This window comes from Ruegeria sp. BI7 (assembly GCF_056537925.1).
Genome location: NZ_JBQFSK010000010.1, coordinates 104,987 through 126,349 on the forward strand (window position 1 = coordinate 104,987; position 21,363 = coordinate 126,349).

The following is a 21,363-nucleotide window of genomic DNA, read 5'->3' on the forward strand; positions in this document are numbered from 1 at the left end:
TGCTGGTAACGCGCCGCGCGGGGACGGGCAAGAGTGGGAAAGCGCTGGTATGTCTGCTGACCTCTACCTATCTTGAGCGAAACGAAAAAAGCGGGGCGACAGTTTGGTCATCTCATCCTTGGCAGACAGTCTTGTGCGCGGTGTTGAATCCGTGGGTGACCGTGTGTCTGAAACTCTGTTTGAACCGGTCGTCCGTCTGGGCGTTACCGGGTTGGCCCGGTCGGGCAAGACGGTGTTCATCACATCCCTGGTTGCGAATCTGCTGGACCGGGGGCGTATGCCAGGATTGGTCGCGCAGCAGGAGGGCCGCATCAATTCGGTCTACTTACAACCCCAGCCGGACGATACGGTGCCGCGCTTTGATTATGAAAACCACCTGGCTGCGCTGATCGGGCCGCAGCCTCATTGGCCAGATAGCACGCGCGCCGTGTCCGAGCTGCGCCTTTCCTTCAAGGCCCGTCCGGCAGGGTTGCTTGCGGGTCTGCAGGGGCCGCGCACGGTTCATCTGGATATTGTGGACTATCCGGGTGAGTGGCTGCTGGACTTGGCACTACTGGACAAATCATATGAGGTCTGGTCAGCCGAAACCTTCAACCGTATCGAAACGCGGACCGAAGCGGCCGCGTATTTGACGCAGGCCAGGGTGGCAAACCCTGCGGATGCTCATGACGAACCCACGGCGCAGGCGTTGGCCAAAGCCTTTGCTGCGTATTTGAACGCCGCACGGGATGCAGGCTTTTACGACTGTACGCCGGGGCGGTTTCTACTGCCCGGCGATCTGGCGGGTTCTCCGGTGCTGACCTTTGCGCCATTGCCAGTGGAGGGCCACGCACCGCGCCGCAGCCTGCACCGCGAAATGGCGCGGCGGTATGAGGCGTATAAATCGCAAGTGGTGAAACCCTTCTTTCGCGATCATTTCTCGCGGATCGACCGTCAGGTGGTTCTGGTCGATGCGCTGGGTGCAATCCACAAGGGGCCGCAAGCGGTTGAGGATATGCGACGCGCGATGGCCGATATCCTGTCGGCTTTTCGACCGGGGCGCAATGCGTGGCTCAGCCAGTTGCTGTTGGGCAAGCGGGTTGAACGTATCCTGTTCGCAGCCACCAAGGCCGATCACCTGCATCACACGCAGCATCCTCGCCTAACCCATATCATGGAGGCTCTGACCCGCGATGCCCGCGACCGGGCCAGCTTTGCCGGGGCCGAGACGGCGGCGCTGTCGCTGGCCGCCCTGCGTGCCACGACCGAGGAAATCCGGACGCATAACGGGGCGGATCTGCCTTGTGTGCGTGGGACCTTGCTGAACGGCAAACAGGCGGCCTTTTACCCCGGTGATCTGCCTGATGACCCAGCGCATTTACTGGGTCCGGCCCGAAACGGGGCTGAAAGCTGGTTGGATAAGGATTTCGGCTTCATGGCCTTTGCGCCTGCGCATCTGACCTTGCGTCCGGGCGATGGCCCGCCCCATATCCGGCTGGACCGCGCCACGCAGTTTCTGATCGGAGACCGCCTGTGACCGTGACTCTCCGCCCCGCTCGTACCACGGATGCCGGAAAGATCGGAGAGATCCTGCACGGCTTTTCGCGCGAAAACGATTGGATGCCCGAGCTACATACCTGCGCTGAAACCATCGCCTTTTGCGGTTGGATGATTGATCGGGGTTGGGTCACCGTGGCCGAAACCGATACTGACGTTGTGGGGTTTTTAGCGCTCAACGGGACGGAAGTTCATTCCTTGTATCTGACGCCGCCAATATGCGGGCAGGGGATTGGACAGCGCTTGTTGGACCACGCCAAGTCCGATCAGATCGAACTGTCCCTTTTTGCGTTTCAGGCCAACCACGGGGCGTGCCGGTTCTATGAGCGCAACGGTTTTGCCGAAGTTGCCCGCAGCGACGGGGCCGATAACGATGAAAATCTGCCAGACATCAAATATGTCTGGCGGCGGAAAGGGGTGGCGGATGGCTAAAGGTCCGGTACTGATTGATCTCGATACGGAAGAACCTGCTGCCGACGTCGCACAGGCTCCGCCGGTCCCCGATATTGAGCCACCTCAAGGTCAGGCGATGCAAGCGGCAGCCCGCTTGGCTGCGCGGAAACCCTCGGTTCTATCACGATGGTTTTGGGGTCTGGCGCTGGCCGTGATTGGCGCGGTGGTTTCTGTTGCCGCATGGGATTTCGCCACCTCGCTGTTGTTGCGGTCACCGATATTGGGCTGGGTTGTAACTGGTCTGATCGGTGCGTTGGTTCTGGTCGCCCTGATCATCGCCCTACGGGAGCTGGCAGCCATCGGGCGCTTGTCCCGCGTGGATGGGATGCGCCGCGCCGCAGATGCCGCGTTGGCTGAGGCGGATTTGGCACAGGCCCGTGCAGTCACCAACCGCCTGATCGCGTTTTACAAAGGGCGCGAAGAAACCCGGTGGGGCCGTGACCGTCTGGCTGAACGGATGGAAGAGCAATTCGACGCTACAACCCTGCTGACCTTGGCCGAGGACGAATTGCTGGCCCCTCTGGACGCTGCCGCCAGCCGTGAGGTCGAGGCCGCCGCCCGTCAGGTTGCCACGGTGACCGCACTGGTGCCCTTAGCGTTGGCCGATGTTGTGACGGCGCTTGCGGCCTCATTGCGGATGATCCGTCGGGTTGCTGAGATTTATGGCGGACGCGCTGGATTTCTGGGCAGCTGGCGCCTGACCCGTGCAGTGTTCGTGCATCTGGTAGCGACCGGGGCCGTGGCCGTTGGTGATGATCTGCTGGAACCTATTCTGGGCGGATCGGTCCTTAGTAAACTGTCGCGCCGGTTTGGCGAGGGGCTGGTGAACGGCGCGCTCAGCGCGCGGGTTGGTGTGGCTGCGATGGAGGTTTGCCGACCACTGCCGTTTTCCGACCGGCACAAGCCATCTACGCGCGGGATGATCAAACGCGCGCTCAGCGGGTTGTTTTCCAAAACTTGACCTGACGCAAAGTCCTGTGGCCCGCTGGTGTGCATAACAAAGCCGGAGCCAGCCATGACCGATCACGGACACAGCCAGCAGGAAATCGCCGCGCGGATCAATGCGCCTCCGGGGCGAGGGGTGCTGCGGGACGTGGTGTATGGCGGTATCGACGGATCGGTCACCACCTTTGCCATCGTAGCCGGGGTTGCCGGAGCGGGGCTTTCGCCGTTCATCATCGTGGCGCTGGGGCTTGCCAATGTCCTGGCCGACGGGTTTTCCATGGCTGCCGGGAATTACTCGGGCACCAAGGCCGAGTTGGATAACATCCGCCGCATCCGCGCCATCGAGGAACGCCACATCAGCCTTTACCCGGAGGGCGAACGCCGCGAAGTGCGCGAGATACTAGCCCAAAAGGGCCTGTCGGGCGACGTTCTGGATGAGGCCACCGATGCAATCACCGCCAACCACGACAATTGGATCAACCTGATGGTCGAAGGCGAATACGGGTTGGGCAGCGTTGACCCCCATCCGTTCAAAGCTGCCATGGCGACCTTCATCGCCTTTCTTGTCGCGGGCATGGTGCCATTGCTGCCATTCCTTTTATCGGTCGATCATGCCTTTGCCATCTCGGCCTGCATGACGATGGGAGTTTTTTTTGCCATTGGAGCCTTCAAAGCCCATTGGTCGCTGTCCCCGTGGTGGCGGTCCGGGCTCGAGACCTTTTTGATCGGCGGTGCAGCGGCCTTGATCGCTTATCTTGTCGGCTCGCTGTTTCACCCCTGACGGCCAAGATTGTCGCAGTGGGTCCCATAGGGCTGGTCAATTGTTGGCCAACAGTTACGCTGCCGTAAACAGGTTCATCGGGTTGAGCAACCATTGCAGATTGAGAATAAAAACGTCCTGGTTTTAGGGACTTATGGCTTTATCGGCGCTGCGGTGACGCGGTTCCTACAAGCCGAGGGCGCGCATGTAGCGGCCTTTGTGCGTAACTTGAAAACCGGGGCGCAGGTTCTGCCGGATGTCACGCAGGTGCAAGGCGATTTGCGGGCTTGTCTGCAGCCCAAGGACTGGGTCGCGCATCTGGAGCACGTTGACTGTGTCGTGAACTGTGCAGGAGCATTGCAGGATGGTCCCGCCGATGATCTCGAGGCTGTGCATCACACCGCCATTGCGGCCTTGGGGCAAGCCTGCGCGCAAAGGGGCATTGCGGTGGTTCAAATCTCGGCCATTGGTGCCGACCTCGATGCAGAAACGGATTTCATGCGGACCAAGGCGGCTGGGGATGCTGCGCTGCGGGCCTGTGATGTGCCGCTTTGGATTTTCAAACCCGGTCTGGTGATCGGGCAATCCGATTATGGCGGAACAGCGCTGCTGCGCATGCTGGCAGCGGTTCCTATGGTACAACCCATCGCGTATCCGCATGTTTTGGTTCAATGCGTCGGCATGTCGGACCTGTGCCGTGCCGTGACCGCAGCCGTGGCCGATGAGGTCCCACAGGGCACTTACGATCTGGTCGAAGACACGCCCGCCCCACTATCTGAGGTCCTGGCCGAGACACGGCGCTGGATGGGTTTTCCCGCAGCGCGACTCACTGTGAGAATGCCGGCGGTTGTTACAGCCATAATCGCACGCGGCGCTGATGCGTTGGGCCATTTGGGTTGGCGCTCGCCTCTGCGCAGCAATGCGATGACCGTGATGGGCGAGGGTGTGGTTGGTGATCCGGAACCATATCGCGCCGCAACAGGCCGGTCACTGGCACCCTTGCTCCAGGTTTATGCGGGCCTGACTTGCGCCCGTGAACATCGGCTGGTTGCGCGAATGTCCTTGCTGATGCCACTGGTCGTCGCCGCGCTCAGCCTGTTCTGGCTGCTGTCCGGCCTTTTCGGGCTGATTGGTCTGCCTAAGGCTACATCGGTTCTGACCGTGGCCGGGTGGAGCACCGGAATGGCCGTTGCCAGCGTTTTGTTCTGGTCATTGGTCGACATTTTTCTGGGGCTTGCGATCCTGTGGCGACCCTGGGCTGCGCGCGCCTGTCTGGCGCAGGTCGCGGTGGCCTTGTTCTATTTGCTGGCGGCCAGTTTCACCGTACCCGGCCTGTGGCTGGACCCGCTTGGCCCGTTGATCAAAATCCTGCCGGCGATGACCTTGTCGCTTATCGCCTGGCCCCTGTTGCAGAGCCGCTGATGGACCCTGACCTGATCCTGCGTTGGTTGCACGTTATCGGCGCCTGCGTCCTGTTGGGCACGGGGGCAGGCATCGCGTTTTTCATGCTGATCGCGCATCGTTCTGGTGACGCCAGGTTCATCGCGCAGACCGCAGGAACCGTGGTGCTGGCCGATCTGCTGTTCACGGCAACGGCGGTTGTACTGCAACCGGTGACAGGCGGATTGCTGGCGTGGCGGTTGGGCTGGCCTTTGACCGAAGGTTGGGTTTTGGCCTCGCTTGTGCTCTATGCGGTTGCGGGGGCGTTTTGGTTGCCGGTGGTGTGGATACAGGTTCGCCTGCGCAGGTTGGCGCAGGCCTCTGCAGATGCGGACGCGCCGCTGCCTTGGGCTTATCACCGTCTGTTCCGCATCTGGTTCGCTTGCGGATTTCCTGCCTTTGCGTCGGTTTTGATTATCATCTGGCTGATGATCGCCCGCCCGTCGATTGGTTGGGTGTAGCCCTAAAGACCGACAAGCAATTTATCGGGAATTCTGGCTGTCGCTGACTGTGCGCCTCGGGTAGCCTGACATCGAAACCGCCCGGAGAACCCATTGGAATCCCTTCTTGTCCTTGTCGGATTGATCGTGCTGGCCATTCCGGTCACCATCGTTGTGCTGTTAGTCAACCATACACGCCTGCGTCGACGGGTTGAGCATCTGGAGCGCCAAATACTGTCCCTTGGCAGCGATGCGCCGGAACCGCAGCAGGTTGAGCCGCGCAAACCGACCGAAAAGCCGGACAGGGCATCAAAACCTGCCCCATGGTCTGCAGCCAAGGCGCAATCGGTCAAACCTGTGGCCGAGCAAACGCCACCCGCAGCCGTTGTCTTCCGCGAGGATCGTCTGGCCGCGCTGACAATCTGGCTGCGCGAGAACTGGTTCTATGCGGTCTCGGCCCTGTCGCTGGCGCTGGCGGGGATATTTCTGGTTCAGTACGGCGTTGAAAGCGGGCTGTTGCCGCCATTCGCTCGTGTGATCGCGGCGTTGCTTTTCGGCGCAGTGCTGATTGTTGCTGGCGAGGTCATCCGGCGCAGATATGGTGATGACGAAAGCACAGCGACTGCCTATCTGCCGTCGGTCTTTTCCGGTGCTGGGCTGGTCACGCTGTTCGGAGGCGTTCTGGCCGCGCGGCAGCTTTATGACCTGATCGGCCCCGAGGTCGCTTTGACTGCAATGGTCGCGGTTGCGCTGGTGGGATTGGTTTTGGGCTGGTTTCACGGCCCTTTGCTGGCCGCTGTCGGATTAACGGGTGCGTTTTCTGCCCCCTTCGTGGTTGGTGGCACGTCAGAGAACCCAAGCTGGCTGTATGCCTATTTCGTTGTCATCGCTGTTCTGGGTCTGGGAATCGACACGGTGCGGCGTTGGGCATGGATTTCGGTCCTGACCTTGTTTGGGGCCTACACAACCTGCCTGCTGCTGGTGTTGTCTTCGCCCCTGACCGAGGCCGCATACTTGATTTGCGTGACGGCATTGGCTGTGATCGCCATCGCAATTCCGGTCCGGCGCGTTTGGCCCAATCATGGCGGGTCGATGATCTGCGAAATCGTTAGCCGGAAAAAGGGCGATGCATGGCCGGAATTCCCGACCCGACTGGGCTTTGGCGCGGTCGCTGTCAGCTCGGTGATTGTGTCGCTGCACTGGGCGGACAGTGTTGACGAGTTCTGGTTGGGCGTTGTTCTGCTATCCGGGATGACCCTTGGATTGATGTTGTGGGCACAGCGGGCCGAAGCGTTGCAGGATGCTACGGCACTGCCTGCGCTTGGTCTCGTCTGGTTTGTCCTGATGCATGGCTTGGACAACGGGATCGTTTTGCGCCAGTTTGCCGAGACCTTTGCAGAAACGCCCGAGGCTGACTTTCCTTGGGTGGTAACCATTCTCATCGCCCTAGGCGTGGTGATTTCGATCACTGCGGCATGGCGATCGATGAACGCGCAAAGATACGCGGCAATCTGGGCCGGAGCTGCGGCGGTGTTTGCCCCCGCGTTGGCCATCGCGCTTGAGGTCGACTGGCATCCGGCCCACGTCATCGGGGCATACCCTTGGGCCTTGCACGCAATTGCGCTGGGCGTGCTGATGGTCGTTCTGGCGGAACGCTTTGCACGCGCGGATGGCGAGGACCGGATGCGTCCGGCGCTGGCTACGATATCAGCCCTGTCCTGCCTGAGTTTTGCCTGCATCATTGTTCTTAGCTCGGCCGCGTTAACCATTGCGCTGGTTGTGATGGTCGTGATGGCAGCGGCGCTGGACCGCCAATTCAATCTGCCACCGATGACTTGGTTCATCTGGGCAGGCGTATTCACAGTCACCGTTCGGTTGGTTCTGACACCGGGCCTTGCCTGGGCCAGCTATGCACCGGTGCCTGAGATGGCGCTGGTGTATGGCGGGGCCACTTTGGGATTTGTGATCGGGTGGTTGCTACTGCGGCCGATGCATCGCCCGGTGGCGAGCCTGTTGTTGGAAAGCGCGGCTTGGGCAACCGGGGGCATTCTGCTGTCCTTGCTTTTGGAGCGCTGGCTGCAAACCTTTGGCGAAGGCAACGCCACCAACAGCCACTGGGGGTTGGGCTTGCTGGCGATCATCTGGCTGCTTCTGGCCTTCGCGCAAGTCCAGCGGTTGGAGCTGGGGGGTAAGCTGAACTACGTCCGCTATCTGCTGGCCGCGTTCTTTGCCAGCCACGGCCTGTTGCGTCTGGCGCAGGCGGTGGTCGAGGCGAACCCGCTGCTCGGCACAGCCGTGCCACCGGTTCTGGGACCGCCGGTTCTGAATACGCTGGCGGTGGCCTATCTGCTGCCTGCGCTGATTATCGGTTTCTCGGTCTGGCGCATTTACGCAACCCCGCTTTGGCTAAAGCGTGCCAGTTGGGGATTGACCAGTGTACTTGCCGCCCTTTGGCTGGGGTTGATGATCCGCCATGTTTGGCAGGGCGCCGCTGGGATGTATGAAGGCAACGGCGTGACACAGCCCGAACTTTACACCTACACCATGGCTCTGCTGGCGATTGGTGCGGTGCTGTTCTACCAATCGCTGGCGCGCCGATCCGACCTGATGCGCAAGGCGGGTCTGGTGGTGATCGGACTGGCCGTGGCCAAGGTGTTCCTGATCGATATCGCTGGCCTGGGTGGGCTGATTCGGGTGTTCTCGCTGCTGGCGCTGGGCCTGGCATTGGCAGGGCTGGCATGGCTGAACCGATGGGCCAAGCTGCGCCATTCGCCGCAGGACCCGGAACCTCTGGACCATTGAGGGCGGGCGTCCTATAAGCGCGGCCATGTATGACCGGATGGCCATCATTATTCGAATTATATCCCCGGCGCTCTGACCCATTGAGACGCCGGGCAAAGGTGTTTGAGACTTCGCACCGACCGCTTCGAGCCATAAGACGACCAGATCATCCAAAGGACGCCCCCAATGTGCGCCGACACGATCCAGACACCTGATTACAAAGACACGCTGAACCTGCCCAAAACCGACTTCCCCATGCGCGCCGGCCTGCCTAAACGCGAGCCCGCATGGCTGGAGCGGTGGGAGACCATCGGCGTCTATGACCGCTTGCGTGAAAAAGAAAACCGCACGCCCTTTACCCTGCATGACGGCCCCCCCTACGCCAACGGCCACCTGCATATCGGCCACGCGCTGAACAAGACGATCAAGGACATGATCGTCCGGTCCCATCAGATGATGGGTCATGATGCGCGCTATGTGCCCGGCTGGGATTGCCACGGCCTGCCAATCGAATGGAAGATCGAAGAACAATACCGCAAGAAGGGCAAGAACAAGGATGAGGTGAACATCGTCGATTTCCGCCAGGAGTGCCGGAAGTTCGCCGAAGGCTGGATCGACATCCAGCGCGAAGAGTTCAAGCGTCTGGGCATCACCGGCAACTGGCCCGATCCCTACATCACCATGGATTACCATGCCGAAGCCGTGATCGCGGACGAGTTCATGAAGTTCCTGATGAACGGCACGCTCTATCAGGGCTCGAAGCCGGTGATGTGGTCGCCCATCGAAAAGACCGCGCTGGCCGAAGCTGAGGTCGAGTATCACGACAAGGAAAGCTTCACCATCTGGGTGAAGTTTAAAGTCGTGAATGCAGGCGACTTGGATGATGCTTTTGTCGTGATCTGGACGACGACTCCATGGACCATGCCGTCGAACAAGGCGGTCGTGTACGGTAAGGATATCTCCTACGGCCTGTACGAAGTCACCGGCGCACCTGAGGAATGCTGGGCCAGTGTCGGCGACAAGTTCTTGCTGGCAGACAACCTTGCCGCTGACGTGTTGGGCCGCGCCCGTCTGAACGACGATCAGTGGACCCGCGTCCGCGACGTGACGACGGATGAGTTGGTCAATGTTCAACTGACCCACCCGCTGGCCGGTGCCGAAGGTGGCGACGGCGAATGGGATGACATCCGCGACTTCCGTGCCGCTGAATTCGTGACCGATACCGAGGGTACAGGCTTCGTCCACTGCGCGCCGTCGCATGGTATGGAAGAATTCGAGCTTTACCGCGATCTGGGCATGCTCGAGCAGGTCATCACCTACAATGTAATGGATGACGGCTCGTTCCGCGCCGATCTACCGTTCTTTGGCGGAAAGTACATCTTGTCCCGAAAAGGTGGCGAAGGTGACGCCAATAAGGCCGTGATCGACAAGCTGGTCGAGGTCGGTGGTCTGCTGGCACGCGGCAAGATCAAGCACAGCTATCCGCATTCGTGGCGCTCGAAAGCTCCGATCATCTATCGCAACACACCGCAGTGGTTTGCCTCGGTCGACCGCAAGCTGGATGACGGTATGGGCGAGATGGGCGACACCATCCGCGAACGTGCCTTGCGGTCCATCGACGAACTGGTGAAATGGACGCCGCAAACCGGTCGCAACCGCCTGTATTCCATGATCGAAGCGCGCCCGGATTGGGTTTTGTCTCGCCAACGTGCTTGGGGCGTACCGCTGACATGTTTCACCAAGAAGGGCGCGCTGCCGACTGACGCGGACTATCTGCTGCGTAACGATGACCTGAACGCCCGCATCAAAGCAGCGTTCGAGAAAGACGGCGCGGATATCTGGTACACCGACGGGTTCAAAGAGAAAATCCTCGACGGTATCGCCAACCCCGACGACTACGATCAGGTGTTCGACGTGCTGGACGTGTGGTTTGACTCCGGCTCAACCCACGCTTTCGTTCTGCGAGACCGTGAAGATGGGACCGAGGACGGTATCGCCGATGTCTATATGGAAGGCACTGACCAGCACCGTGGGTGGTTCCATTCGTCAATGCTGCAGGCCTGCGGCACCAAGGGCCGTGCGCCCTATCGCAATGTGGTAACCCATGGCTTCACGCTGGACGCCAAGGGCAACAAGATGTCCAAATCGTTGGGTAACACCATCGTACCGGAAGAGGTCGTCAAGCAATACGGTGCCGATATCCTGCGCCTGTGGGTGGCCCAGACCGACTATACCGCTGACCAGCGGATCGGGCCGGAAATTCTGAAAGGCACCGCCGACAGCTATCGCCGTCTGCGCAACACCATGCGGTTCATGCTGGGCTCATTGGCCGACTTCACCGAGGCCGACCGCGTCGCGCCCGAGGATATGCCGCGTCTGGAACGCTGGGTTCTCAGCCGTCTGGCGGAATTGGATGAGCAGGTGCGCAAGGGCTATGCGTCCTTCGATTTCCAGGGCGTGTTCAGTGCTGTGTTCACCTTTGCCACCGTTGACCTGTCATCGTTCTATTTCGACGTCCGTAAGGATGCGCTGTACTGCGACGGCGACACGCTGCGCCGCCGCGCCGCGCGCACTGTGCTGGATATCCTGTTCCACCGCCTGACCACATGGCTGGCCCCGGTTCTGGTCTTCACCATGGAAGAGGTCTGGCTGGAGCGGTTCCCCGGCGACGACAGTTCGGTTCATCTGGTGGATTTCCCGGGTACTCCCACCGAGTGGCGTGATACGGAGCTGGAAACCAACATGGCCAAGGTTCGCCGTGTGCGCCGGGCTGTAACCGCCGCGCTGGAAATCCAACGTCAGGACAAGGTGATCGGATCCAGTCTCGAAGCCGCCCCGATCGTACATGTCGAGGATGGCGACACCCGTGACCTGCTGGCGACCTTCGACGTGGATGACATGTGCATCACGTCCGGATTGACCGTCACTGGCGACCCGGCCCCGGCCGAGGCGTTCCGCGTGCCGGAAATCGAAGGCGTCGCGGTGCTGTTCGAAAAGGCCGAGGGCGACAAATGTCAGCGTTGCTGGAAAATCCTGCCCGATGTGGGCCGCCACGCCCATGAAGGCGTCTGCGGACGCTGCGACGAGGCGCTGAGCTAATCTTTGAACCCCCGGCCCACACGCCGGGGGTTTTCTCTTCTTGCGCCCAGCCTGGCGATCTGAAACGCTGCGGTCATGCCTATGATTGCTGTAGATACCCAGTTTGGTCGCCTTGGCGTCGAAGAAACTGATGGCGCCGTCACACGTCTTGTGTGGAATGGGCGGGATGAGGGACTCGAGACCCCGCTGCTGCAAGAGGCCGCCGCACAGCTGAAGGCCTATGATCAGGGGAAACTGGACCAGTTTGACCTGCCATACCGCATAACTGGTTCCGATTTTCAAAAGCAGGTTTGCGATCTAATGTTTGCCATCCCGCTGGGCGAAACACGGACTTACGGAGATATCGCGAAGGAACTGGGCCAACCGCCTCAACCGGTGGGGCAGGCCTGCGGATCCAACCCGATTCCGGTGATTATCCCGTGCCACCGGGTACTGGCTGCCAACAGTCTGGGTGGCTTTTCGGGGGATGGCGGGATTGAGACCAAAGTCGCCCTGCTGCGCCATGAACGGGCAGCGGGCCTGCTGATCTGATCACGGAAATCTGTTGCAATCCGGCTGGTTGAGGCTCAACTTGTATCAGATAGAGAATTCAAGGGATCGCATTGCATGACTGCCTCAACAGACCCGGCCGTCCGAAAAAAGGCCATCATTGATAAACTGATGTCATTGGAAGCACAGGAATTGGCGACGGCACAGGCCCATTACGACGCTTTCCTGAAGGATTCTCAGCTGGATGACCGGGAAGGGCATGACAAGGACGATATCGCGGCCTCGCGCGAGAACGCGGATCTGGCGGCGGCTTTTGATGCTCCTGTGCATGCCCATCACGCCAAGATTGATGTGATTGAAAACACCGATTTCAGTATCACCGATAGGGTGCAGCCCGGGGCCGTCGTCAAGTTCAACAATCGCCGCTTCGTGGTCTGCGTTTCGACCACGCGGTTCGATGTGGACGGCAAAACCTACATGGGCATCTCAACACAAAGCCCGATTTATCTGGCCATGGTCGGCCTGCAAGAGGGTGACGTGTTCACCCACAACGGCACCGAGTTCGAGGTTCAAGAGGTCTTGTAGCCTGCGCTTTTGCGCTGCGGGACGATCTGTTGCGCTATTCCTGCGAAGACCAGATACAAGCTAGTTATCACCAGACCCCAGTGCGCCCAGCTTTCGGGGTGGAAATCGACCCAGGCCGCCCAGCCTGCAAAAAAGGTCCAGGCAAAAGCCATCGGCAGCGACACCGCACGCCACCGCTCGGTCCGCACCGGGTGGATGAATTTCAGCGGCAGGAACATCGCCAGGGACAACAGCGACACCAGCAGCAGGATGACCCAGAAATTGGGCTCTAACGCAAATATGACGATCACGAACATGTTCCAGCAACCGGGGAAGCCAGAAAATGAATTATCTTTTGTTTTCATGCGAGTGTCTGCAAAATACATCGCACTACCAAAAGTGATGACAATGATGGCAAACCAACCGGTCCAGCCATCCATCAGCCCGGATTTGAACAGCGCGAAGGCCGGAATGAACACATAGGTCAGATAGTCGATGATCAGATCCAACAGCACCCCGTCGAATTCGGGTGCGTTCTTTTTGACGTGGTAGTGCCGTGCCAGTGGGCCGTCGATGCCGTCCACGATGAACGAGACCACCAGCCATAGATACATCAGGCTCCATTTTTCTTCGACGGCCGCCAACATGGCCAGCATTGCGAAAACAGCACCTGTGGCAGTGAACAGATGGACGGAAAGGGCTTTGAATCTAAGAGTCATGCAGGGTTCATGTACGATGCATTCGGCAGATGCAAACCAAAAGCAAGTTTAGAGTGAGTACCCAGCTTTACGATGTAGAGACATCACGCTTTGGGATGGGCGCGGTTGTAGACCTCCATCAACCGCGCTGTATCCACAGCAGTGTATGTCTGTGTGGTCGAAAGCGATGCGTGTCCAAGCAATTCCTGAATGGCGCGCAGGTCTCCTCCGGCGGACAGAAGATGCGTGGCAAAGCTGTGTCGCATCGCGTGCGGTGTAGCTGTTGCAGGCAGGCCGAGTTGCATTCGGGCCTTGGCCATTACCCCCTGTATCGCACGTGGATTCAGCGGGCCGCCGCGTACACCGCGAAACAGTGCTTTGTCCTTGGCCTGCAGGTGCGGACAAAGTCGCAGGTAGTGGTCCACCGCTGCGCGGGCCGCGGGCAGAACCGGGACGATTCTCTCTTTGTCGCCTTTACCGATGATGCGCAGGGTCTCCGGCAGGGGGGCATCTGCGCCGGTCAGTGTGAGCGCCTCGGAAATGCGCAGGCCGCAGCCATAGAGCAGCGTGACCACCGCCACGTCACGGGCGGAGACCCAATCGCTTGTCGATTGCAGCTCGACCGTTTCGATCATGGCGCGGGCGGCGTCTTCGGCCAGTGGCCGGGGCAGTTTCTTGGTAAACTTCGGCGCGCGGGTCGACAGCACGGCCGTGGGTTCAAACCCCTCACGTTCGGACAGCCAGCGATAAAAGCTTTTGACGGCCGAAAGTTTGCGGGCAAGCGAGCGTGCGCCCACGCCAGACGCGCGTTGATCGGCCATCCAGGCGCGCATGTCGGATACCGTGATCCGCGCCAACGCCGCCAGACCCTGCCGCTCGCTGTGGTGCAGGGTCATGAAGGACAGGAAATCTGTAATATCGCCGCGATAAGCGGTCTGCGTATTCTCAGACCGTCCTGCCAACGCCCCCAGACTGTCCAGCCAATGCTGCAACGCATCGCGACAGGCCGGAGAGATCAGGCTCATGACAACCAGTGGCGCATTGATCGTTCGAACACACTGGCAAAAAACGACAGCAGATCAGTGCCCAGTTGCGGAGTGAAATGGTTGGCGTCTTTGGATCCCATGACAATCATGCCGGGCAAGCGCCCATCGCCCAAATTCAATTTCAAACAGGCCTCGGACCTGAACTGATTGGCCGTAGCCCCAAAAATCCGAGGATTTGGATTTGGAACCTGACGCAGAACAACCTCGCGTGCGGGGCCGCTGCGGTCTTGGCTGAGATAGGCGTTGATTGCGCCCGGCTCGACCACGGTCAGTACGCCGCCCAGTTTTTCGATTGCCTGATCTTCCTGCATCACTGTTGTTTCCAGAACCAACGTGATGTGATCGACGCGCAGAATCTCGGCCACGTCGCTGCCTAGCGCGCGCAGAAAATCTTCAAACTCGACCGGTTCCAGCAGGCGCAGGATGGCGCGGTGTACCTGATTGGTGCCAGCGAGATTCTCATAGGCCGCTGCGATGACCGAACGGTGCGTGTCCTCAAGCCGGTCCAGCCGCGCCTCAAGCCGTTGCATGGCGATGCCGCGCAGGTCGATGACATTGTCACCGCGCGCCTGTTCGTTGGCGGCGACCAGCGCCTGCATCAGATCTTTGTCGTCCAGCACAGCGTCCGGTTCAGCCAGAATCGCGGCGCGGAGATTATCCTTGAGTTTGGTGTTGCTGCTCATGTCCCGTCCGGTCTTTTTTTGTTGAGCGGCTTATAACACGGGTTGGTGCATTTGCCTTGGAAAAAATACAGGCAAAAGTAGAATTAAACTTGGGCTGTGTCGGAAAAGCTCCCGCCTGCAATGCCCTGATCAAAAGATCAGATTCTGCAGTTGGGCCGGGCGCGACGCCTGACGGCGCCGCGCGGGTGCGTTACAGGATCAGAGGATTTTCTGACCGGTCTTGGCCCAATCAGCCAGGAAGGTTTCAAGACCCTTGTCCGTCAGCGGGTGATCGGCCAGTTTTTTGATCACGGCGGGTGGTGCGGTGATTACGTCTGCACCGATGCGGGCGCTATCTGTCACGTGGTTCACCGTGCGGATCGAGGCTGCTAGAATCTCGGTCTCGTACCCATAATTGTCATAGACCTGACGGATGTCGGCAATCAGGTCCATGCCGTCGAGGTTGATATCATCCAGACGACCAATAAAGGGCGAGATGAATGTTGCACCCGCCTTGGCAGCCAGAATCGCCTGATTGGTTGAGAAGCACAGGGTCACGTTAACCATCTGGCCATCGTCGGTCAGCGTTTTACAGGCCTTCAGGCCGGCCCATGTCAGCGGTACTTTGACAGCGATATTCGGCGCGATCTTGGCCAGCTTGCGGCCTTCGGCGATCATATCGTCGGCTTCGGTCGCAACCACTTCGGCGGACACGGGGCCGTCGACCAGATCGCAGATCTCTTTGGTCACTTCCAGAATGTCGCGGCCAGATTTCAGAATCAGCGAAGGGTTGGTGGTTACGCCGTCCACCATGCCCAGATCGTTCAGTTCGGCGATGGCGTCAATCTCGGCGGTGTCTACGAAGAATTTCATGAGGGCAGTCCTTTGATGGGTTGGCCTTGGTCGCGGATGCCTTTACCTCAAAGAGACCCATGCTGAAACCCCCTGGCCCAAGGATATGCATTGAGCACTCAGGAGTATTTCGACCAAGGTGAGCTGGTGGCCGTGCTGACCGCACAGCCGCTGGACCGGACGCTGGATTACAAGGCGCCCGAGGGCGGGTGTTTTCTGGGCGCGTTTGTCGAGGTGCCGCTGGGCCCGCGCAAGGTTCTAGGCGTGGTGTGGGGGCCAGGGCAGGGCGGCTTTGATCTAAGCAAGGCCCGATCGGTGATCCGCGTGCTTGAGGTTGCGCCGATGCGCGAAGAGATGCGCGTGTTTCTGGGGCGCGTGGCTGACTACACGCTGACTCCGATGCCATCAATGCTGCGGTTGGCGACGCGCGCGCCTGGACTGGGTGATCCACCGTCAATGCGCAAGATTTACCGCCTTGGACAAGGTGAGCCAGACCGGATGACCGACGCGCGGACCCGCGTTCTGGAGGTTCTGCGGGACTATGGCGGGTTGGCATTTACGCTGAAGGAATTGGCGGAACAGGCTGGTGTGACATCGTCAGTTGTCAAAGGCTTGGTGAAACAGGGTGCCGTGCGTGAGGAGGACAGCCCGCGCGATTTGCCCTATCCACATTTGGATCCGGATCTGCCGGGCAAGACCCTGACCGAGGATCAGGCGGCAGCGGTTGAAAAGTTGCAGACTGGTCAGCGGACCGGCGACTATGGCACGACATTGCTGAAGGGGGTGACCGGCTCAGGCAAGACCGAGGTCTATCTGGAAGCTGTGGCCGAGGCGTTGCGGATGGGTCGGCAGGCGCTGGTGTTGTTGCCCGAGATTGCCCTTACCGCCGAATTCCTGACGCGGGTTGAGGCGCGGTTTGGCGCGCGCCCGGCCGAGTGGCACTCGGGTGCGACCATGACCGAACGCCGCCGGGTCTGGCGGATGGTCGGGCAGGGCGACGCGCAACTGGTGGTGGGGGCCCGTTCGGCGTTGTTCCTGCCATTTCGGGATTTGGGTTTGGTTGTGGTCGATGAAGAACACGACACCTCGTACAAACAGGAAGACGGCGTGCATTACAGCGCCCGTGACATGGCGGTTCTGCGGTCGGCCATTTGCGGTGCGCGGGTGATTCTGGCCAGCGCCACGCCGTCGCTGGAAAGCTGGGCCAATGCCGAGGCGGGCAAGTATGAGCGGCTCGACCTGACATCGCGGTTTGGGGCGGCAGTACTGCCCGAGATGAAGCCGATCGACATGCGGGCCGAGCAGATGCAGCCGGGCACGTGGATTTCTCGGAGCCTGCGGCAGGCGGTGGGGCAGCGGATCGAAAGGGGCGAGCAGTCGCTCTTGTTCATCAACCGCCGCGGTTATGCGCCGGTGACGTTGTGTCGGGCATGCGGCGAACAGATTGGCTGCGATCACTGCGATGCGCGGATGGTTGAACACCGGTTTCTCAAGCGTCTGATGTGCCATCAATGTGGTGAGACCAAACCGATGCCTGACGCCTGCCCCTCGTGCGGTGTCGAAGGCAAGCTGGCCCCTGTCGGGCCTGGGATCGAACGGTTGGCAGAAGAGGCCGAGGCGACATTCCCCGAAGCTAAGATCGCGATGCTCAGCTCTGATCTGTTCGGATCGGCGCGGGCGTTGAAGGCCAAGATCGAGGAGATCGCCGAGGGGGATGCCGACCTCATTATCGGCACGCAGCTGGTGGCCAAGGGACATAACTTTCCCAAACTGACCTTGGTGGGAGTTATTGATGCTGATCTCAGCCTGCATGGCGCCGACCTGCGCGCCGCCGAACGCACGTTCCAGTTGATGCGACAAGTCGCAGGTCGTGCTGGGCGCGCGGACAAGCCGGGGCAGGCGTTGTTACAGACGTTTCAGCCAGAACATCCGGTGATCCGCGCCATTCTGTCGGGTGACGAGGAAGGTTTCTGGAAGGCCGAGGCCGCAGGGCGGCAGGCGGCTGGCGTGCCGCCTTACGGGCGCATGGCCGGGATCGTTTTGTCCGGGCCCGAGGTCGGCCCTGTCTTTGATATCGGCAATGCCATGGCCCGAAACGATGCACCGCTGCGCGAGATTGGGGCGCAGGTGTTCGGCCCGGCCCCCGCGCCCATCGCGCGTATCCGGGGCAGACACCGTGTACGCCTGCTGGTCAAAGCCCCGAAAGGTGCGCCTATTCAAGACGCTATCGCCCGTTGGATCGCCCCATTGCGCCTGAAAGGCGACATCCGACTGACTGTGGATATCGACCCGCAGAGCTTTTACTGACTCTGCACTGGCGCAGAGCGATTGTGCATGTGCAGCTTTCCTCTCGCCAAGCAGCATAAATGGGCGTAGAGGGGTCTCATGCTGAAACCCATGCCCCTTGCTGAGGCACAGAGCCTTCCGTTCTGGCGCCGCCCGGTGACGCTCTTGTTCGTAATGGCGTTGACCATGCCCATTGCCTTCAACGCGTGGAGCGCGCTGTTAAACAACTTCGTGATCGAGGTTGCCAATTTCGACGGTGCAGATATCGGCCTGTTGCACACGGTTCGTGAGATTCCTGGCTTTCTCGCCATTGGCGTGATCGCGGTGATCATCTTTATCCGCGAACAAGTGCTGGCGATGATCTCGCTGATGATGCTGGGTGTGGCAACGGCGGTGACGGCGTGGTTCCCAAGTTTGGGCGGGCTGCTGTTCGTTACCCTGTTCAGCTCGATAGGCTTTCACTACTACGAAACCGTCAACCAATCGCTGCAACTGCAATGGTTGCCTAAGGACCGCGCACCGCAGGTACTGGGTTGGCTGGTTGCAATGGGCTCGGCAGCTACGGCGGTTGTGTATGGTTTGATCGTGCTGACCTGGGAACGGTTCGATCTGTCCTATAACTTCGTGTTTATGGCGGCAGGTGGAGCAACGGCCCTGCTGGCGCTGTTTTGCTTGTTCGCTTTCCCACAGTTTGATGCGCCTACGCCGCAGACCAAGAAACTGGTCCTGCGTCGCCGGTACTGGCTGTATTATGCCTTGCAGTTCATGGCTGGCGCTCGGCGGCAGATTTTCGTCGTCTTCGCAGGCTTTATGATGGTCGAGAAGTTCGGATTTGAAGTGCATGAACTGACCAGCCTCTATCTGATCAATCTGATGATCAACATGATGGCCGCCCCGTTGCTGGGCAAGGCGGTGGCACGGTTCGGTGAACGGCGTACGCTGATCTTTGAATATGCCGGTCTGGCCATCGTGTTCGCTGCATATGGCGGCATCTACTGGTTTGGCTGGGGCGTCATACTGGCCGCAACCCTCTATGTGATCGACCACGTTTTGTTTGCGTTGGCTTTGGCGCTGAAGACCTATTTCCAGAAGATCGCCGATCCGGCCGATATCGCGCCCACGGCGGCTGTGGCCTTTACCATCAACCACATCGCGGCAGTGTTCCTGCCTGCGTTGCTGGGCCTACTTTGGGTGGCCTCGCCTGGAGCGGTCTTTGCACTGGCCGCCGCGATGGCGATGGTGTCGCTGGGCTTATCGCTGCTGATCCCGCGCCATCCTGAGGCTGGCAACGAAACCATCCTGTCGAAATACGCCCCGGCCCCAGCAGAATAAGTGCAACTGCTTGACCTTGGCGGGCCCACGCCCTAGGCGCTGTTTCAACTGAGACAGGAGGCCCCCATGCCCACATTCACTGCGCTTACCACTCTGACCGGCAGGAAAGCCGCCGAAGGTTTGGGCGAAGCGATGGAGCGGCTAGACCCGGAACCCACGGGCGTTGGCGTGTTCGAGGTCGAGGACGGCTCGGGCCTGTGGGAAGTTGGCGGTTATTTCACCGAAGCCCCCGATGACACCGCATTGGCCGTTCTGGCCGCGGCCTTCGAGGCCAAGCCGTTTGTGGTTTCGGAACTGCCCGAAACCGATTGGGTTGCCCATGTGCGCCGCGAACTCGCCCCGGTCGAGGCAGGGCGGTTCTTCGTCTATGGCAGCCACGATGCCGATAAGCTGCCCGAAGGGCGCATCCCGCTATTGATTGAGGCCGCGATGGCCTTTGGCACCGGTCACCATGGCACGACCTTGGGTTGCCTCAAGGCGCTGGATTTCCTGCTGGACGATGAATTCACGGCATCCAAAGTTGCCGATATCGGCTGCGGGACTGCCGTTTTGGCCATGGCCGCCGCGCGGGTTTGGGACGGTGATATCATCGCCAGCGACATAGATCAGGTTGCGGTAGATGTGGCCGAAGCCAATCTGAAAGCCAACGATATGGCCGGTAGGGTTCAATGCATCGAAGCCGCTGGATTCGATCACCCGGATCTGCAGTCGCACGCCCCTTACGACCTGATTTTTGCCAATATTCTCAAAGGTCCATTGGTTGCCTTGTCCCCTGAAATCGGAGCGAATCTGCGGGCCGGAGGATATGCAATTCTTTCGGGAATCCTCAATGAGCAGGCCGATGATGTGATCTCGGTTTATCTACAAAACGGGTTCAATTTAACTAAAAGAGATGAGATTGGTGAATGGACAACGCTAATCTTAAGCAAACAGGGCGTAATTTAGACCATTTTCAGGAGTTTCATGGATTCTTGCCTCTTTTTTGTCGCAATCTGTAACTACCGTCAGGACGTGGTTACGGGGGCGGTTTATTGGAGGCTGCCATGACGGGAAAACAACTGGAATTTGGTCAGCGCGTTCATCGCCTGAACAAGAAACACGCCAAGCTCAGCCGGGGCTATCGCGCCACGATGCGCAAAGATGGCCTGGTGGTGATGAAACCGCAGCGAGTCAAATCTGCGGTTCCGGCTAAGCTGCTCTTGATCTGTCTTGCTGGGCTGTTTGCATTCAAGACCTTTTTGCTAACCAGCCTTGGCGCTTCGGCCTATCAATATCGCGTTGATAGTCTGGCGCAGGGTACGTCGGTTGAACAGGCCGGCGCCTGGGTCATGCAGATTGACCCCGTGTCAGAGTTTTTGGCGACGAATATCAATAGCCTCATTCGCTGAATTCGGTCAGCTTTGAAAAGAAACGCCGCGCATCGTGAAATGCGCGGCGTTCTTTTGTGCCCCTAAGGGAGGAAAGGGGCGAATGAGTGATGGTTGCGTCTTACCGACGACCTTCCACCACGACGTCAATATCGCCGCGGCACAGGCCGATATCTTCCAGCTCGCGATCAGTCAGACCGCTCAGCGTGTTGCGGGTTACACGGGCGTCATTCCATTCTGCGACGGCGTTTACGACCGATGCGAAAGTTGCGCCGATACGGCCGACGAGGCCGAATGAGCCAGTGGTGGCGCGGGTGGTGTCCAATGCAGCCATATCCTGTTTCCTTCTGGTTGGTGTTACAGTTTTGATACTAAGCGGGCATCTAGTGACGTGGATTTGGCCGCGCAAGAGCAGAAATTGCATGTGTCCTATGCAATTTTTGCAAGGGTGGTTCTTTCTAAAAAAGCCTTAATTTATTAGCCATTTAACGGTCATGAAACGTGTCGAATTCAGGCATTTCGCTGTCGCAAACAGGCTGCGCTGTCGCGGGTGGGTTAGGTGTGTCGTTTTCAGACTTCGCGTCAATTCGCTTGGAAAATGTTCACGCTTCGT

Annotated in this window: 19 protein-coding genes; 14 read left to right on the forward strand and 5 right to left on the reverse strand. The window is 59.6% G+C overall.

Features of this window, described 5'->3' with window-relative positions:
• Positions 1-103 precede the first annotated feature (103 nt).
• From ACR0JB_RS18535 to ACR0JB_RS18580, 10 genes are all read left to right on the forward strand, one after another.
• Positions 104-1,516, forward strand: a complete 1,413-nt coding sequence (locus ACR0JB_RS18535; RefSeq protein WP_480790176.1) for a YcjX family GTP-binding protein — start codon at positions 104-106, stop codon at positions 1,514-1,516.
• Positions 1,513-1,968, forward strand: a complete 456-nt coding sequence (locus tag ACR0JB_RS18540; RefSeq protein ID WP_170399228.1) for a GNAT family N-acetyltransferase — start codon at positions 1,513-1,515, stop codon at positions 1,966-1,968. Before ACR0JB_RS18535 ends, ACR0JB_RS18540 begins: the two co-directional genes overlap by 4 nt.
• Complete coding sequence (locus ACR0JB_RS18545) at positions 1,961-2,950, forward strand: YcjF family protein (RefSeq protein WP_170399232.1); 990 nt, start codon at positions 1,961-1,963, stop codon at positions 2,948-2,950. The genes ACR0JB_RS18540 and ACR0JB_RS18545 overlap by 8 nt, the downstream gene beginning before the upstream one ends.
• A gap of 54 nt (positions 2,951-3,004) precedes the next feature.
• A complete protein-coding gene (locus tag ACR0JB_RS18550) occupies positions 3,005-3,715 on the forward strand; it encodes a VIT1/CCC1 transporter family protein (protein WP_170399235.1) in 711 nt (236 codons plus the stop codon).
• A gap of 93 nt (positions 3,716-3,808) precedes the next feature.
• Positions 3,809-5,116 carry an SDR family oxidoreductase gene (locus ACR0JB_RS18555; RefSeq protein ID WP_480790177.1) on the forward strand — a complete coding sequence of 436 codons (1,308 nt, stop codon included), beginning with the start codon at positions 3,809-3,811 and terminating at the stop codon, positions 5,114-5,116.
• On the forward strand, positions 5,116-5,595 hold the full coding sequence (locus ACR0JB_RS18560) for a DUF2269 family protein (RefSeq protein ID WP_170578398.1): 480 nt from the start codon (positions 5,116-5,118) through the stop codon (positions 5,593-5,595). The genes ACR0JB_RS18555 and ACR0JB_RS18560 overlap by 1 nt, the downstream gene beginning before the upstream one ends.
• Positions 5,596-5,688: 93 nt before the next feature.
• A complete protein-coding gene (locus tag ACR0JB_RS18565) occupies positions 5,689-8,376 on the forward strand; it encodes a DUF2339 domain-containing protein (protein ID WP_480645373.1) in 2,688 nt (895 codons plus the stop codon).
• Positions 8,377-8,541: 165 nt separating this feature from the next.
• Positions 8,542-11,454, forward strand: coding sequence for an isoleucine--tRNA ligase (ileS, locus tag ACR0JB_RS18570; RefSeq protein ID WP_170399242.1), 2,913 nt, complete (start codon positions 8,542-8,544; stop codon positions 11,452-11,454).
• A gap of 75 nt (positions 11,455-11,529) precedes the next feature.
• A complete protein-coding gene (locus ACR0JB_RS18575; protein WP_170399245.1) occupies positions 11,530-11,985 on the forward strand; it encodes a methylated-DNA--[protein]-cysteine S-methyltransferase in 456 nt (151 codons plus the stop codon).
• A gap of 75 nt (positions 11,986-12,060) precedes the next feature.
• Positions 12,061-12,528, forward strand: a complete 468-nt coding sequence (locus ACR0JB_RS18580; RefSeq protein WP_170362413.1) for a hypothetical protein — start codon at positions 12,061-12,063, stop codon at positions 12,526-12,528.
• Here ACR0JB_RS18580 and ACR0JB_RS18585 read toward each other — a convergent pair.
• The 4 genes from ACR0JB_RS18585 to fsa all read right to left on the reverse strand — a co-directional run bounded on the left by ACR0JB_RS18585 (position 12,513) and on the right by fsa (position 15,786).
• On the reverse strand, positions 12,513-13,226 hold the full coding sequence (locus tag ACR0JB_RS18585) for a CDP-alcohol phosphatidyltransferase family protein (protein ID WP_170351723.1): 714 nt from the start codon (positions 13,224-13,226) through the stop codon (positions 12,513-12,515). The two genes, ACR0JB_RS18580 and ACR0JB_RS18585, sit on opposite strands and share 16 nt — an antisense overlap.
• A gap of 83 nt (positions 13,227-13,309) precedes the next feature.
• Complete coding sequence (locus ACR0JB_RS18590; protein WP_170399248.1) at positions 13,310-14,230, reverse strand: tyrosine recombinase XerC; 921 nt, start codon at positions 14,228-14,230, stop codon at positions 13,310-13,312.
• A complete protein-coding gene (locus ACR0JB_RS18595; RefSeq protein WP_170399251.1) occupies positions 14,227-14,934 on the reverse strand; it encodes a DUF484 family protein in 708 nt (235 codons plus the stop codon). Before ACR0JB_RS18595 ends, ACR0JB_RS18590 begins: the two co-directional genes overlap by 4 nt.
• 198 nt (positions 14,935-15,132) lie before the next feature.
• On the reverse strand, positions 15,133-15,786 hold the full coding sequence (fsa, locus tag ACR0JB_RS18600; protein WP_170578404.1) for a fructose-6-phosphate aldolase: 654 nt from the start codon (positions 15,784-15,786) through the stop codon (positions 15,133-15,135).
• 90 nt (positions 15,787-15,876) lie between these two features.
• Here fsa and ACR0JB_RS18605 point away from each other — a divergent pair, with 90 nt between their 5' ends.
• The 4 genes from ACR0JB_RS18605 to ACR0JB_RS18620 all read left to right on the forward strand — a co-directional run bounded on the left by ACR0JB_RS18605 (position 15,877) and on the right by ACR0JB_RS18620 (position 20,771).
• The gene (locus tag ACR0JB_RS18605) at positions 15,877-18,072 is read left to right on the forward strand and encodes a primosomal protein N' (protein WP_480790178.1); all 2,196 of its coding nucleotides are present in this window, start codon (positions 15,877-15,879) and stop codon (positions 18,070-18,072) included.
• A gap of 78 nt (positions 18,073-18,150) precedes the next feature.
• Positions 18,151-19,383: an MFS transporter gene (locus ACR0JB_RS18610; protein WP_170399256.1), complete on the forward strand. Its 1,233-nt coding sequence runs from the start codon at positions 18,151-18,153 to the stop codon at positions 19,381-19,383.
• Positions 19,384-19,449: 66 nt separating this feature from the next.
• A complete protein-coding gene (locus tag ACR0JB_RS18615; protein WP_170379054.1) occupies positions 19,450-20,328 on the forward strand; it encodes a 50S ribosomal protein L11 methyltransferase in 879 nt (292 codons plus the stop codon).
• Positions 20,329-20,426: 98 nt separating this feature from the next.
• The gene (locus ACR0JB_RS18620) at positions 20,427-20,771 is read left to right on the forward strand and encodes a hypothetical protein (protein ID WP_170351716.1); all 345 of its coding nucleotides are present in this window, start codon (positions 20,427-20,429) and stop codon (positions 20,769-20,771) included.
• A gap of 100 nt (positions 20,772-20,871) precedes the next feature.
• Here ACR0JB_RS18620 and ACR0JB_RS18625 read toward each other — a convergent pair whose 3' ends face one another.
• Positions 20,872-21,084: a DUF1127 domain-containing protein gene (locus ACR0JB_RS18625; protein WP_170351715.1), complete on the reverse strand. Its 213-nt coding sequence runs from the start codon at positions 21,082-21,084 to the stop codon at positions 20,872-20,874.
• Positions 21,085-21,363: the final 279 nt, after the last annotated feature.